Here is a 13687-nt window from a genome sequence, read left to right on the forward strand (position 1 = left end):
GTTTATTAGCATCAAATCGATATCACAATTGTTTTAGTGTGTTTTTCGACCGTATACCAATAACTTGACTCAATGCGCAACAGTACACTGTTCCCATTGCAAGCTTTAACTCGTTTGAAAAATATGCTGTTATAACAATCTGTTTACTTTTTCTGTTCGAGTAATCAATCTCATCGAATTTCTTATTAAGGATCGTATTTTGATGTGTAACTCAGAAATCAAAGTATGGCTATTTGGCTTCGCTGCCATCGTTGCAACTGGTTTTGCGCAAGCGCAAGAACAGGTGCGTATGCCTGAAACACAGCAAAGTAATCAAGCTGAGATTAATTGGCAAAAAGTGGTGTCACTGCAAGGGAACGAGTTAATTCAGTATGTCGACAGCTTAAAATTATCAGGACAAGCTTCGTTGAATTTTTGGAAGCAGTTACCGCTGAGCCACGCAAATCATCAAGTTGCTCATTTCTATAATAGTCAGGCGTTTCCCATCTATATGCGTCGCTACCCAAGACCGCAAAAAGATGCCATAGAGTTTACGCCCAATATGGGTACGAAAATTATCAGTCCGATTGATGGTAACACTTTGATGCTGCCATTTACTGATTACTATCCAATTGATTCAGGTATTTATGGTGATGCTAAAAAGACCTACAAAATTGGTTTTTCTACTCATGGATTAGACCACCCGTGGTTAATGAACAGTGCGGCCTCTGCGCAGTGGCAAGCGAACGAGTTGACCAACGTTGAGTTATCGATAGCAGATGCTCAGTTTGATAATCAGGTGCAAGCCAAGCATATCGATACTTGGATTGAACAACAATATGATGGAATTTTGATTTGGCCAATGCAAGAGGCTCCTACTGGGCCTCCTGTAGATAGAGCATATAAAGCGAATATACCTGTTGTATCGATTGACAGGCTAGTGGGCTCAGCAAGAGTAAGTAAACAAATAACAGGTAACTTTGCTGCGAATGGCGCTCAGCAAGCGATGTACCTTGTAGATAGGCTTTATAAAGAGCTTGGAACTGTAAAAGCGAATGTGGTCTTAGTAAGAAAGCCGCTTGGAAGCACGGCCGATGCCATGCGCACTGGGCACTTTTTGAAAGTTCTAAGCTACTTCCCTGAAATCAACATTATAGAAAGTGTTCACAATAACTCTGATAGAGAAGACTCGTTGCAACAAGTCGCAAAAGCGTTAGTTAGCCACTCGATTATTGACGTAGTGTTTTGCACTGGCGCTGAGCAGGCCATGGGCGCTGTGAAAGCAATCGATGATGCTAATCGTTGGAATAGCAGAGCCGGGGGAAACAAGGTGATAGTACTCAGCAATGATGAGCTTCATTCTTCATTAGATGCAATAAAAGAAGGGAAGATCGCAATGGCGGCCCCTTATACTCCCTTTTTAGCGTCTCTTGGGCTTAGAGTACTACTCAAGCATATTGAAACTGGCACCGGACACAAAAACATTACTACACCCGATTTACCCATGATCACCAAGCAAAGGATGAATATCTTTGGTGTAGATACTCTGTCTGCTGAAGATTGGTTGCCATACAGTTATGGAAGTACCAACGAATGAATCTATTGAAATCAACAAGTATCCGAACCCGATTTCTTACTGTTTTGTTAGCGGTGAGTTTACTGCCGGTGAGTACTGTTAGCTTAGTGATCACTGATTACGTGCAACATACCTTGTCAAATAACATATTTAATAAACTTGAATATGTGCGCTCAGCAAAGCACAGCCAGCTTAAACATTACATTAATACGCTGCATGCAAATGTGAGCGTACTCGCGGAAAGCACTACGATTAGTTCTTCGGTTGAAGCGTTTTCTTCAACATTCGACGAGGGAGTAATGGATGAAGTTCAGTATAACTTTTTTGAGTCATTAGAGTATGGAGATGCTTTTAAGAAGTTTCTGGCCGGGTATCAATACTATGATCTGATGCTGGTAAATAATGATGGCAACATCATATACAGTGTTTTGAGAGAGGACGAACTTGGCCAAAATGTTCAATCCGAACGGTTTACGAACACCTTACTGCCAGTTGCTTACGCTAAGGGGCAACAAGGAGTGTCAATTACTGACTTTGGTGAGTATTGGCCCTCAGCTGACAAAATTTTGTCCTTTGTATCTGCGCCCATTACCAGTCAATATGGAGAGATACACGGTGTCGTAATCCTTAAAGTCTCAAATGATTATGTGAATGAGGTAATGAAGCAACGCTCTGGCATGGGAGAAACCGGTGAATCTTTATTGATCGGGCCAGACTATACGATGCGATCTGATGCTTATCTTGACCCCGTTAATCGTACAGTGTCAGCATCATTTGCCAATCCTGAGTTAGGGTCAATTAAAACCGAAGGTTCAATTGCAGCTTTGCAAGGAGAGAGTGGTGGCATCATCACCAAAGATTACCGTGGAGTATCCGTTCTATCGACTTACACTCCCATTATGTGGGGCGATATCAACTTTGCTTTACTGGTAGAGATGGATGAGTCCGAGGCATTTCATGCGATTTTGCAAACCAGAAAGATTATCTTTGTCACCGTAATATTTCTTGCTGCATTGATGGCCATCATCGCGATATTTCTTGCCACTGTACTAACCAGGCCTATTTTGAAATTAACCCATGCATCACAGTCTATCGCAGTAGGAGAACATACCGATGACGTGATTGTAAAACGTGACGATGAACTTGGGACGCTTACCAATAATTTCAATCAAATGAAGCATGCGATTAACCAGCAATTGCAAACTATCCGTACCCAAAAAGCGGCGCTGAACAAGAGCAATGAAGATCTTGAAGCCCAAGTCAAAGCACGCACTGCAGACTTAGAGGAGTCGAAAAAACGTTTTGAGCTTGCAATACATGGTAGTGGTGATGCCGTGTGGGAGTTTGAAGCATCTGGAAAGATGTGGTTTTCGCCTCGATTCTATGAAATTGTCGGTGAAAATATGATTATAACAAGCCGTGAACATTGGCATGAGTTAATCCATCCCGAAGATTTTGCACGCACTTATGAAGCGATGAAAGCGCATATATTCCAGCAGCAGGCATTTAATATTGAATTTAGGGTTTATGGTAGCAATAAAAAGCTCATTTGGTTCCAGGCCAGAGCGAAATCACTGCGTGATGAAAAAGGAATTGCTGTGCGCACCAGTGGTACCTTGACTGACATTTCATACCGTAAAAAAATTGAACATGAACTGGCTGAGACGACAGAAAAAGCCAAGCTTGCAAGTAGAGCTAAAAGTGATTTTCTTGCCAATATGAGCCATGAAATTCGCACACCAATGAATGCCATCATTGGGATGAGTTACCTAGCTTTGCAAACTGAATTGAACTCTAAACAGCAAAATTATATCGAGAAAGTGAATTCGTCGGCAGAGTCACTACTTGGGATTATTAATGACATACTCGATTTTTCTAAAATTGAGGCTGGCAAGCTCAATATTGAACATACCGATTTTAACCTTGACGATATTTTTGACAACCTAGCAAATATTGCGGGGTTAAAAGCGGAAGAGAAAGGATTAGAGTTGATGTTCCAAATTTCTCCACAGGTACCCAAGTATCTGTTGGGAGATCCGCTTCGTCTTAGTCAGATCCTGATAAACCTAACCAACAATGCAGTTAAATTCACTCAACAAGGAGAGGTAGTCGTTAAGGTAGACGCACAAGAAATCGATGAAAATAGCGTGAAGCTATTGTTTTCAGTAAGAGATACAGGCGTTGGGATAAGTCCAGAAATCCAATCACAATTATTTACATCGTTTAGTCAAGCAGATACGTCTACTACGCGCAAGTTTGGTGGTACAGGATTAGGGCTTGCTATTTGCAAAAAGCTGACTGAGCTAATGGACGGCGATATTTGGGTTGATAGCCGTGAAGGTGAGGGCAGCACTTTTCATTTTAACCTTGTGTGTGATTTACAAACTCATATTTTCGAGAAACAGGCGCAGTTCCCAAGTGCAGATCAGAATAAAGCCTTCCATATTCTAGTTGTCGATGACAATAAGTCATCACGTAAAATTCTTCTCGAAATGCTAAGTGTTCATGGTTTCAAAGTTGATGAAGCCATAAGTGGGCTGAAAGCTATTGATATGCTGGTAGCTAGAGATAAAACAACGCCTTATGACCTAGTATTAATGGATTGGAAGATGCCTGAAATGGACGGTATCAAAGCAGCAGAGATCATTCAGACACATCAACAACTCACCCATTATCCAACTGTCATCATGGTTACAGCCTATGGCAAAGAGGAAGCGGCAGAAGCGGCTAGAAACATCAATATTGAAGGATTTTTAACTAAGCCAGTTGTCGAAAATCAACTTATTGCAGCCATATTATCGTCTCTAGGTATAGCTTATGAAAGTGCTCCTGTGAGCAAGACAAGTAAGCTTACTGATTTTGCTATCAGCAACCTAGAGGGGGCGAAAATACTATTGGTGGAAGACAACGCTGTAAACCAGGAGTTAGCGAAAGAGCTGTTGGTTAGTAGTGATATAGAAGTCACGGTTGCCAACAATGGCCAAGAAGCGCTGGATATACTTGAAACTGCAGATTTTGATTGTGTGTTGATGGATTGCCAAATGCCAGTGATGGATGGTTATGAGGCGACTAAAGCAATAAGACAACAGAAAAAATTTAATAAGTTACCTATTATTGCGATGACGGCCAATGCAATGGTTGGTGACAGAGAAAAAGTGATCGCATGCGGGATGAATGATCATGTTCCCAAACCAATAAGAGTAAAGGAGTTATTTTCAACGCTCAGTAAATGGATTTTGCGAAGCCCAGTCGTCGATTCACTGACTAAATTCAAACAGTTTGAAGTTAGCCCTGAATTACTCGAGCTAGTACCAAAGCTCCCAGGTGTTGATAAAACCCTAGGGCTTAACATTTGCCAAAACAACGTTGACCTCTATTTAAAACTGCTGAAAATTTTTCACGATAATGAGCAGCATTTTACTGAAAACTTTACCCAGCTCATGTTGGCCGAAGATAAGCAGTCTGCCTGTCGAATGGCACATTCATTAAAAGGTGCCGCTGGAAATATAGGCGCAACTCATATTCAACAAGCTGCTGCCAAATTGGAGTTAGCTTGTCACGAAAACAAGTCATTAGAAGAGTTGTCCAGTGAGCTAGATCTGGTGACATCTTCAATGGCCGCCACAATTGCTGACATGTCAGAAATTGATTTTGATTATTTATTGGGAGCAATCAATCAGGCATCTGAGCAATCTGATATTACGCAAGTAGAAAATCTGACCGAAGAGGTCGCTAAGCTTAAGCAGTTACTTGAAACATTTAGTACTGATGCTTTGAGTCACTTTGAGTTGATACGAGGTGCGTTAGAGGGCGCTGCTGGTCGTAAAACAGTTGCAAAACTACATCGCATGATTGATGGGTTTGAATTTGAGCGTGCAGTTGAGCATGTAGATCAACTCGCAACTAAGCTAGCTGAATAAACTAGACACGAACTTTAAGGGAACAGATGACAAAGCACACCATACTGATAGTTGATGACGTAGCGGACAATATTCATTTGTTAACTGATGTGCTCGGTGACGAGTACACCATAAAAGCGTCGTTAAACGGTGCGACTGCGCTGAAAATATGCCAGCAACCAAGCAAACCCGACTTAATCTTGCTCGATGTGATGATGCCAGAGGTCGATGGTCATGAAGTTTGCCGCAAGCTCAAAGCTGACCCCACCACAAAATCAATTCCGATTATTTTTATCACAGCCAATAGCGAAGTATCTGATGAAACACTTGGTCTTTCATTAGGGGCGGTTGATTATATTACCAAGCCTATCAGTCCAGCGATTGTAAAAAGTCGGGTCAGAACCCACTTGGCTTTGTACGATCAAACAAGGGTGCTTAATAAAAAGGTTTTAGAGCGCACTAAAGCGTTAACACAAACTCAAACCAAGATTATTGAGCGTTTAGGTAAGGCTGCAGAATACAAAGATAATGAAACGGGAATGCATGTCATTAGGATGAGTCATTATGCGCATATTCTTGCAATAGCGAGTGGCATGGATGCACTTGAAGCTGATTTACTTAAACAAGCCGCACCTATGCATGACATTGGCAAAATAGGCATACCAGATCATATTTTATGTAAACCAGGACGGCTGACAGATGATGAAAGAGTTGAGATGCAAAAACACGCCGAGATTGGCGCCGACATTATCGGCGATGACGATTCCGAATTACTGAAACTTGCTAAAACGGTGGCAATCAGCCATCACGAAAAATGGGACGGAAGTGGGTACCCAAATGGGTTGTCGGGTAATGATATTCCACTGTGCGCACGAATAGTCGCTATTGCTGATGTGTTTGATGCGCTGACCTCTGAACGTCCTTATAAAAAGCCATGGTCAATTGAACAGGCTACTGTGTTTTTACAAGAGCAATCTGGCAAGCACTTTGACCCTTATCTTGTACCATTGTTTTTGAACAACCTTGAAGAGGTGATTGCAATTAAGTCTACCTTTAAAGATTAGCCAAGAGTTGCAGATCTCTCGCGAGCGTATGTGATAGAGAGGTTAGGATTATCGTCAGCCCTAAGGAAGTCAATTAATGATGCTGGAAAACGCAAGTTCGACCTCAGTGCTCGTTGTAGAAGACATCGACAACATGAGGCTTACCATTGTTAAGATGCTATTAACACTAGGCTTTTCAAAGGTATTTCAAGCAAAGAATGGTATTGAAGCGCTCGAAAGACTAAATGAACATGATATTAAGCTAGTTGTTTCTGATATTGGCATGCCGCAAATGGACGGCATGACTATGTTGACACATATTAGAAAAAATAGAGACTGGGACTCACTTCCAATTGTCATCATTTCGAGCGTGGTAGAGCAGTCTATCGTAACTAATGCGATAAAGCTGGGTGTATCGCAATACATCGTCAAACCGTTTTCGCAACACATATTGCTAGATCATATTCATAAAGCCCTTGCAAACCCTGTTGTTTTTGATTCTTCGGTTGAGCCTGAAACTGCAAATGAACCAGTTTCCGTAGTCAACAACGAGCCCGAAAAACTGTCTATATTAATTGTCGATGATGTACCCGAAAATATTCATGTCATTGCGAATACGTTAAAAGGTGATTACCAGTTAAGGGCGGCCACTTCAGGTAAGAAAGCACTAGAGGTTTGTTTGTCAAACAATCCACCAGATTTGATTTTACTCGATATTATGATGCCGGAAATGGATGGCTTACAGGTAATGGAGAAGATTAATCAACATAGCCAGTTATCTCATATTAAGGTGATATTCTTAAGTGCGCTCTCAGAGAATGAAAATATAGTACAAGGCTTTGAGTTAGGGGCTGTTGACTACATAACCAAACCAATCGTTCCTACCGTATTAAAAGCCCGCCTTTTGACTCATTCCAATATCATTAGGGCTCAAAAAGCCAGCACTGCTCAGATCCGCTCGATGATGGAAAGTCTAAAAGTTCGCAATGATTTTGAGCGTATCATGCAACACGATTTGAAAAACCAATTGCAAGTTATTAATTCTACAACCAACAGCATTCGCAAGAATATTAAAAGACCTGATGTGGTTACCTATATGCTAAATGCTGTTGAAAACGGCACTTTGATGATAAATCAGATCATTGACAATATGGTCATGATCAACCGTATAGAAGAGGGGCAGTATCAATTCAAGCCTCGCAAAATTTTCGTCGCTGAGATAATCGATACCGCGATTGACGTTAACACGGTTACAGTAAAAGAAAAACGCCTCGAAGTTGAATCACATGTATCTTCTGAGATCTGTGTGATGGGAGAAACCCCACTGATGGCATCTATTATTAATAACTTGCTGCAAAATGCCATGCAGGCAGCGCCTAATGGCTCAGCTGTAATGATACGTGCCAATACTGACAGTGATACAACTAGGATTGAAATTCATAATGTAGGCGTGATCCCTAATAGCATTCGCGATACTTTTTTTGAGAAGTATACAACCTATGGCAAAGCTTCAGGCACGGGTATGGGAACGTATGCGGTTAAGTTGATGGTTGAAATTCAGCAAGGACAAGTGAGTTTTACTTCTAGTGTTGATGAAGGTACGACCCTAATTGTAGAGCTTCAGGCGGGTTAGCGCTATACCAAGCTCTCTTGCTAGATACATAGTGATTACTCGCATTTTCTTAGAATTAGTCGTGACGCAGATACCAATGCAGGCTACAATCAGTCGGCATTACTAAGGTAACTTCATGAATCGACACGTTTATAATCTGCCTCACTTAGTTGAGTTTCACCATCACAGTCGGGTGCTCGTGCGCCTTGAGGATGAAGTTAGTGATCTGGCTTTACTTGGGCATTTGGCCAATCCGCTGGCAGAAATTGTTGTAAATCAGTGTCAGCCATTACAAGCACGGTTTATCATAAAGCAGGCACCATTCATTTGTATTGAGCAGCAAGAGTGGCAACAAGCTACGATAAATGAGTGCTCATCAGTTTCACGTTCGTTAGGCCAAGGTTTTCGCTTGTTTTTAAAACTTGGGCACGATCCAAGGCAATGCATTGAAGAGTTACGTGAGGGCGTAATAATTTATGTCGAGCTAGGTGACAGTGTCAGGATTTCACTTGCGAATAATAGCCGCTTTGAGTTACTTGAGTTTGAGCAAGACTTTAGGCAGCTTAAGTTACCTGAGTCATTGATCAAAGCTCAGTCTATTGTGGAGCGTGAGTTTACTCGAGAAGAGTCAACCAGTAGCCTTGCATTGCAAATTACTGAGCTTGAACAGGTGCGCGCTGAAATTAGTCAGTTACTCAAGAGCGATGCGACCAAGATAAACCATAGTTTAAGCAAAGAGCTAATGAAGTACGATCATCTGCTGCACAGCAAGCGTCAATGGTTGTTTCGCAGTTATCAACAAACCTTAGACCGACCAAATTTGAATACCTCTGCTAATCAATCAAATCTTGAAGTTGAGAAGCTACAACATAAACTTGATTGTTTTAACTTACTCGCACCAAAAAGTGTGGTTGAAATGGTTGATAAGCTCGCCGAAGAGTCGTAAATCCCTATGTCATATATTTGTCCTTTATGCGCAAGCCCGTTGAGTCTTGCAGGTCGCAGCTGGGGCTGTGAAAATGGTCACCAGTTTGATAAAGCCAAAGAAGGCTACGTAAATCTGCTGCCAGTACAAAAAAAGAAAACCAAAGATCCCGGTGACAGCAAAGAGATGATGCAAGCCCGCCGGAGTTTTCTTGAGCAAGGCTTTTATCAAGCTCTGAGTGATAAAGTAAATCAATTAGCCAGTAGCTATATTGACGATGATGCCTGCATTTTAGATATTGGCTGCGGTGAGGGGTATTACACCAGTCGACTAGCTAACAGTTTGGCTGGTGAACATGTTTTCTATGGCCTCGACATTTCAAAAGCGGCGGTGCGCTATGCGGCAAGACGTTACAGTGAAATTAATTTCAGCGTAGCCAGCGTGTTTGAAATGCCATTTGCCGATAACAGCTTTGATTTAGCCATTCGTATTTATGCGCCATCAAAGCCTGAAGAACTGCAACGTGTGATTAAGCCTGGTGGGATTTTAATCGCGGTTTCACCCGGCCCTAAACACCATTATGCAATTAAGCAGATTATTTACGATACACCAAAGCTTCACCCTCAAGATAAGATCCAAATCGCTGGATTTGACCATATAGCCGAACACCAGGTGTGCTATGAGTTAGATTTGACGGATAAAGCGGATATTGAGAATTTGCTTAATATGACACCTTATGCCTGGAAATTGTCGGATTTTCAAAAGGCTAGGTTAGCCAAGCAAGGACTAAAATGTGAATTAGACTTTAAGATTGAGATCTACCAGCGTCCGTTGCAAAGTTAACAAAACTGATGCAAGTTTATGCGATTATTTTGCTGGTTAAACAGAGGTACAAAACCCGGTAAAAAAACTTTATTGATAAAGGGTTATGTTTGTTGACTTATAACGTGGATGGGTTATAGTCATCTTGGCTTGAAGGTTGGGCTTATAGTTATGTGTTTCAATACGACCAGTTTCGTCCTGTAACATAAGTAATAGTAAACCGGCATTTTCAGCTTTATCGCCGTTAAGGCTTATTAATATATTTACAGGATTTATATCATGTCTCAAGTAACTGGTGTAGTTAAGTGGTTCAACTCTGACAAAGGTTTTGGTTTCATCGAGCAAGAGTCTGGTCCAGACGTATTTGTTCACTTCCGTGCAATCAACTCTGACGGTTTTAAGACTCTTGACGAAGGTCAAAAAGTTTCTTTCACTGTTACTCAAGGTCAAAAAGGCCCACAAGCTGAAAACGTATCAGTTATCGGTTAATTGATACTCTATTAGAAACATTATTGGTTTCTGATAAGTAACAAAGAATCTTTAAAAGCCGTGGTTTTATACCACGGCTTTTTTCTTGCCTGTGTCCCGTACTAAAGTGTGAGTTTCACAACTCGAGTTACGATAAAAAATGAAATTAGTACGAGTTACCAATGATAATCTACGCGAAGTCATTAACTTAAAGTTGGATGAGGCACAAAGAGGTTTCGTGTCTGAAAATGTTTACTCGATGGCGCAAGCAGCGGTGAATCCGAATTATCAACCAAGAGCGGCAATTGCTGAAGGTAGGGTGGTGGGCTTCATTATGTATAGCGAATGGCTAAACGCTGATTGGGCAACAGATCCACGACCCAATGAGTACTATATATTTCGCGTAATGACAGATAAAGATTGCCAAGGTAAAGGATATGGCCGCCTAATGATGAACACGGCATTAGAAGAAATTCGAGCAAGAGAGCCTAAAGCAATCCATATTGGTTATAGTGCGGATAATCACCTAGCAAGAAACTTTTACCAAAGCCTTGGTTTTGTGGAGTATGGACGTTTTGATTGGGGCGATATAGCTGCCAAAATTGAATTCAAATAGTGTTCGTGGTAAATCGAGTAAGCCTGGACAAGTTCGCAAGTAACAAAAGCGTTTAAGATGGAATCTTAGCACTCAGTACTCAGCATTTAGCATTTAGCATTTTAAGTTTGACTGTGGATTTTATCACTTTACAGGGTGCTTAAATACTTTCAGCGATTGGTGCTAGCTGCGCACGTGAGTATTCCAGGCTAGATGCGTAAACCACATTTGGTATTTCGTTATAGCAAGGCCATTTGTGTTTACTTCAGACAATAAAAAACCGACCTGAGCGGCCGGTTTTAACTTGTTAGCTAATAGAGGTTGTCATCAACCATAGCGAGTTATCAACAAAAGCTATTTGGCAAATAGCGTGTCCTCTAAGGTTCTACCCGCCAGCATTGACTTATATTGCAATCTGTTAGACTCAAATAATTCCAGCAAAGTCCGTTCGATGTAGAAAGGTGATGACTTGCTGTATTCTATCACCAGCTGTTGTTCGGACGTTTGTTTTACTTCAATGACCGAATCTATTCTAGTAATTGATTCAATTAGCTCAGGTTCAAGGTTATTAGTCAGTGTAACAGTTAAGTACTCACTGCTTTGTGTTGAATGAATCGACACTGACTGTTGCAACTGACCATTTTCAAGATACAACACCTTGTCACAAAGCTTCTCTAATTCTTCAAGGTTGTGTGAGCTGATCATAAAGGTGGTGTTGGCAGATTGCTGCTTGACAATCTCTCTCACTTTTCTTGCATTGGCAGGATCAAGCCCTGCTGTCGGTTCATCAAGCAACACCAGTTTAGGCGAACCAATTAAGGCCTGGGCAATGGCAACACGCTTAGTCATACCATGGCTTAAACTTAAAGGCTTAAGCTTGGCAGATTGCGCCATATCAACCAGCTCTAACACGCGCTTTACTTCTTGTTTTGCTTGCTTACTCGACATGCCTTGCAGACGGGCGAAAAAGGCGAGTTGCGTTTCTACGGTAAAATTAGGGTCTAGTGCAGCATCTTGCGGCAGGGCTGACACCTGATTATGTAAACTAGCACTGCCGGGTTTGTGCCCTAAAATGCTTACTTCTCCACTTGATGGCAATATGTAACCGCAAAGCAGACTAAACAATGTTGTTTTACCTGCGCCATTAGGCCCAACAAGTGCAATTGGCTCGCCTGAATCCAACGTTAGCGATACTGAGTTAAGTGCTAACTTGTCACCGTATTTTTTAGATAGGTTATTGCATTCAATTAGCTTCATATTTTGCTCCTATTCATAATTGAGTGACCAAGGAGCAAAAAGCATACGGTTTGGATAAGTGGAATTGGCGCATAAATGAGTGCGTTTATACCAAGCGAGTTAATCATGCTTGAGATCTGTGAACCAGGCAAAATCCAATGCAGGAACTCTAATGCAGGATATTGCATGTTAATAATAGATATCACCATAGACGCAATGACCCAAAGCACGATGGCAAAAATACTGGCTTGTCTTGCTGTTTTTGCGATAAGCGAGAATACCGCCATTAGCGCCACATAAGGCATGATAACCACAATGAGGTTAAGCAAAATGATTAATGCACTACTAAGGGACGGCAGCAATAGGCTGGCGTCGCGAATAAGCACAAGTAACAAGGTCGCGATTAACGTAACGCATATTAACAGCGCTTGAATTGCCATTTGACCAATAAAACGGCCGAAGAATAGCTGGCTTCTAGATACTCGCAGAGTTAAAAACCTAAACGTACCTCGCTGCTTATCAGAGCAAAACTGATCCGCGCAAATAAACAAGCTAAATAATGGAAAAAGGTATAACGAGATACACCAAAGCACGGCATATTCAGGTACAGGCGCATCAAACAAGGTGTCGAATGCGCCAGGCCCGTATAGGCCAATAACAAACTCTTTAAACATTGGGTTAACTAAAAAGTCTGCTGCACTTTGCACTGGGTAAAGTAGAATTAATGCCCAGATTAGTACATAAGCGAGTAGGGCAATCATGCCGCCAGGATTGATAAAGCGTTTTGTCACTTCAAATTGGCTTATCATGCCAATTTGCCTCATTGCTGAGGGCGCTGTGGTGCTGGTCATTAGATTCTTCCTTTAAATATTACTTAAGTAGTCCTTCAAGCTCTTCAATACGTTTAGTTAGCTCATCAACTTTGGCTTCGAGTTGCTCAATACGTGTATTTTGCGCCGCTTTGTCAGTCACGTCCTGACTAATACTGACTTGATCGCCGCTTGCCATGATTTGCTCGGCATCGTATTCAGAAAATAGCTGCTGATATTGATGATCACGTCTGTTTGCTTGCTTAGGCAGTTGCGCCACTACTGGCGTTTCTAATTGTGATAAGGCAACCAGCACTGATTCAACATGTGAAGCATCATCAAAGTTATACATGCGTTGACAGCGGGTTTTTAGCTCGCCCGGAGTCTGTGGTCCTCTGAGCATGAGCACCGTTAGCACGGCAACTTGTTCTGGTTTGAATTGGTTTTCGCTAAATTCTGTATTACAAAAGCGGTGTTTATATTTAACGACTCTTGAGCCGAAGCCCGATTGCTCACTGATAAGCCTGAGCTTATTAAGCGACTCAATGGTTTCACTAACTTGCTGCTCAGATAACGACATCACGGGTTCGCGGCTGCTTTTTTGATTACAGGCAAGTGTCAGTGCATTAAGAGAGAGAGGGTATTGATCTGGTGTGGTAATTTCTTTTTCGAGTAAACAGCCAATGACTCGAGTTTGCTGTGGGTTAAGTTGCATAAACGCCC

Annotated in this window: 11 protein-coding genes; 8 read left to right on the forward strand and 3 right to left on the reverse strand. The window is 41.7% G+C overall.

All coding sequences use genetic code 11. The annotated features are described in order from the left end of the window. Positions 1-202: 202 nt before the first annotated feature. The 8 genes from G3R49_RS08095 to G3R49_RS08130 all read left to right on the forward strand — a co-directional run bounded on the left by G3R49_RS08095 (position 203) and on the right by G3R49_RS08130 (position 10940). Complete coding sequence (locus G3R49_RS08095; RefSeq protein ID WP_167869283.1) at positions 203-1576, forward strand: sugar ABC transporter substrate-binding protein; 1374 nt, start codon at positions 203-205, stop codon at positions 1574-1576. Further along, the gene (locus G3R49_RS08100) at positions 1573-5475 is read left to right on the forward strand and encodes a response regulator (RefSeq protein WP_167869284.1); all 3903 of its coding nucleotides are present in this window, start codon (positions 1573-1575) and stop codon (positions 5473-5475) included. Before G3R49_RS08095 ends, G3R49_RS08100 begins: the two co-directional genes overlap by 4 nt. A 26-nt stretch (positions 5476-5501) precedes the next feature. Next, on the forward strand, positions 5502-6518 hold the full coding sequence (locus tag G3R49_RS08105; protein WP_167869285.1) for an HD domain-containing phosphohydrolase: 1017 nt from the start codon (positions 5502-5504) through the stop codon (positions 6516-6518). A 76-nt stretch (positions 6519-6594) separates the two neighbouring features. Further along, positions 6595-8130, forward strand: coding sequence for a response regulator (locus tag G3R49_RS08110; RefSeq protein ID WP_167869286.1), 1536 nt, complete (start codon positions 6595-6597; stop codon positions 8128-8130). 115 nt (positions 8131-8245) lie between these two features. Beyond that, entirely contained in the window at positions 8246-9055 is an 810-nt protein-coding gene (locus G3R49_RS08115; RefSeq protein ID WP_167869287.1) for a hypothetical protein, read from the forward strand. A 6-nt stretch (positions 9056-9061) separates the two neighbouring features. Beyond that, the gene (rlmA, locus tag G3R49_RS08120; RefSeq protein WP_167869288.1) at positions 9062-9877 is read left to right on the forward strand and encodes a 23S rRNA (guanine(745)-N(1))-methyltransferase; all 816 of its coding nucleotides are present in this window, start codon (positions 9062-9064) and stop codon (positions 9875-9877) included. A gap of 258 nt (positions 9878-10135) precedes the next feature. After that, complete coding sequence (locus G3R49_RS08125; RefSeq protein WP_025009607.1) at positions 10136-10345, forward strand: cold-shock protein; 210 nt, start codon at positions 10136-10138, stop codon at positions 10343-10345. Positions 10346-10484: 139 nt separating this feature from the next. Next, on the forward strand, positions 10485-10940 hold the full coding sequence (locus tag G3R49_RS08130) for an N-acetyltransferase (protein ID WP_167869289.1): 456 nt from the start codon (positions 10485-10487) through the stop codon (positions 10938-10940). A 333-nt stretch (positions 10941-11273) separates the two neighbouring features. Here the strand turns inward: G3R49_RS08130 and G3R49_RS08135 are convergent, their stop codons facing one another. From G3R49_RS08135 to G3R49_RS08145, 3 genes are read right to left on the reverse strand one after another with little or no spacing between them, the layout of a single operon-like run. Beyond that, on the reverse strand, positions 11274-12176 hold the full coding sequence (locus tag G3R49_RS08135; RefSeq protein WP_167869290.1) for an ABC transporter ATP-binding protein: 903 nt from the start codon (positions 12174-12176) through the stop codon (positions 11274-11276). Beyond that, entirely contained in the window at positions 12173-13006 is an 834-nt protein-coding gene (locus G3R49_RS08140; RefSeq protein ID WP_167869291.1) for an ABC transporter permease, read from the reverse strand. Before G3R49_RS08140 ends, G3R49_RS08135 begins: the two co-directional genes overlap by 4 nt. A 19-nt stretch (positions 13007-13025) precedes the next feature. After that, on the reverse strand, positions 13026-13679 hold the full coding sequence (locus G3R49_RS08145; RefSeq protein ID WP_167869292.1) for a YceH family protein: 654 nt from the start codon (positions 13677-13679) through the stop codon (positions 13026-13028). Positions 13680-13687: the final 8 nt, after the last annotated feature.

It is taken from the genome of Shewanella sp. WXL01 (genome assembly GCF_012263345.1).
GTDB classification, from domain to species: Bacteria; Pseudomonadota; Gammaproteobacteria; order Enterobacterales; family Shewanellaceae; genus Shewanella; species Shewanella maritima.

Excerpts from the sequence above, each read along its gene's own strand:
- G3R49_RS08095 (WP_167869283.1), top strand. The coding sequence starts at position 203 with ATGTGTAACTCAGAAATCAAAGTATGGCTATTTGGCTTCGCTGCCATC.
- G3R49_RS08100 (WP_167869284.1), top strand. The coding sequence starts at position 1,573 with ATGAATCTATTGAAATCAACAAGTATCCGAACCCGATTTCTTACTGTT.
- G3R49_RS08105 (WP_167869285.1), top strand. The coding sequence starts at position 5,502 with ATGACAAAGCACACCATACTGATAGTTGATGACGTAGCGGACAATATT.
- G3R49_RS08110 (WP_167869286.1), top strand. The coding sequence starts at position 6,595 with ATGATGCTGGAAAACGCAAGTTCGACCTCAGTGCTCGTTGTAGAAGAC.
- G3R49_RS08115 (WP_167869287.1), top strand. The coding sequence starts at position 8,246 with ATGAATCGACACGTTTATAATCTGCCTCACTTAGTTGAGTTTCACCAT.
- rlmA (WP_167869288.1), top strand. The coding sequence starts at position 9,062 with ATGTCATATATTTGTCCTTTATGCGCAAGCCCGTTGAGTCTTGCAGGT.
- G3R49_RS08125 (WP_025009607.1), top strand. The coding sequence starts at position 10,136 with ATGTCTCAAGTAACTGGTGTAGTTAAGTGGTTCAACTCTGACAAAGGT.
- G3R49_RS08130 (WP_167869289.1), top strand. The coding sequence starts at position 10,485 with ATGAAATTAGTACGAGTTACCAATGATAATCTACGCGAAGTCATTAAC.
- G3R49_RS08135 (WP_167869290.1), bottom strand. The coding sequence starts at position 12,176 with ATGAAGCTAATTGAATGCAATAACCTATCTAAAAAATACGGTGACAAG.
- G3R49_RS08140 (WP_167869291.1), bottom strand. The coding sequence starts at position 13,006 with ATGACCAGCACCACAGCGCCCTCAGCAATGAGGCAAATTGGCATGATA.
- G3R49_RS08145 (WP_167869292.1), bottom strand. The coding sequence starts at position 13,679 with ATGCAACTTAACCCACAGCAAACTCGAGTCATTGGCTGTTTACTCGAA.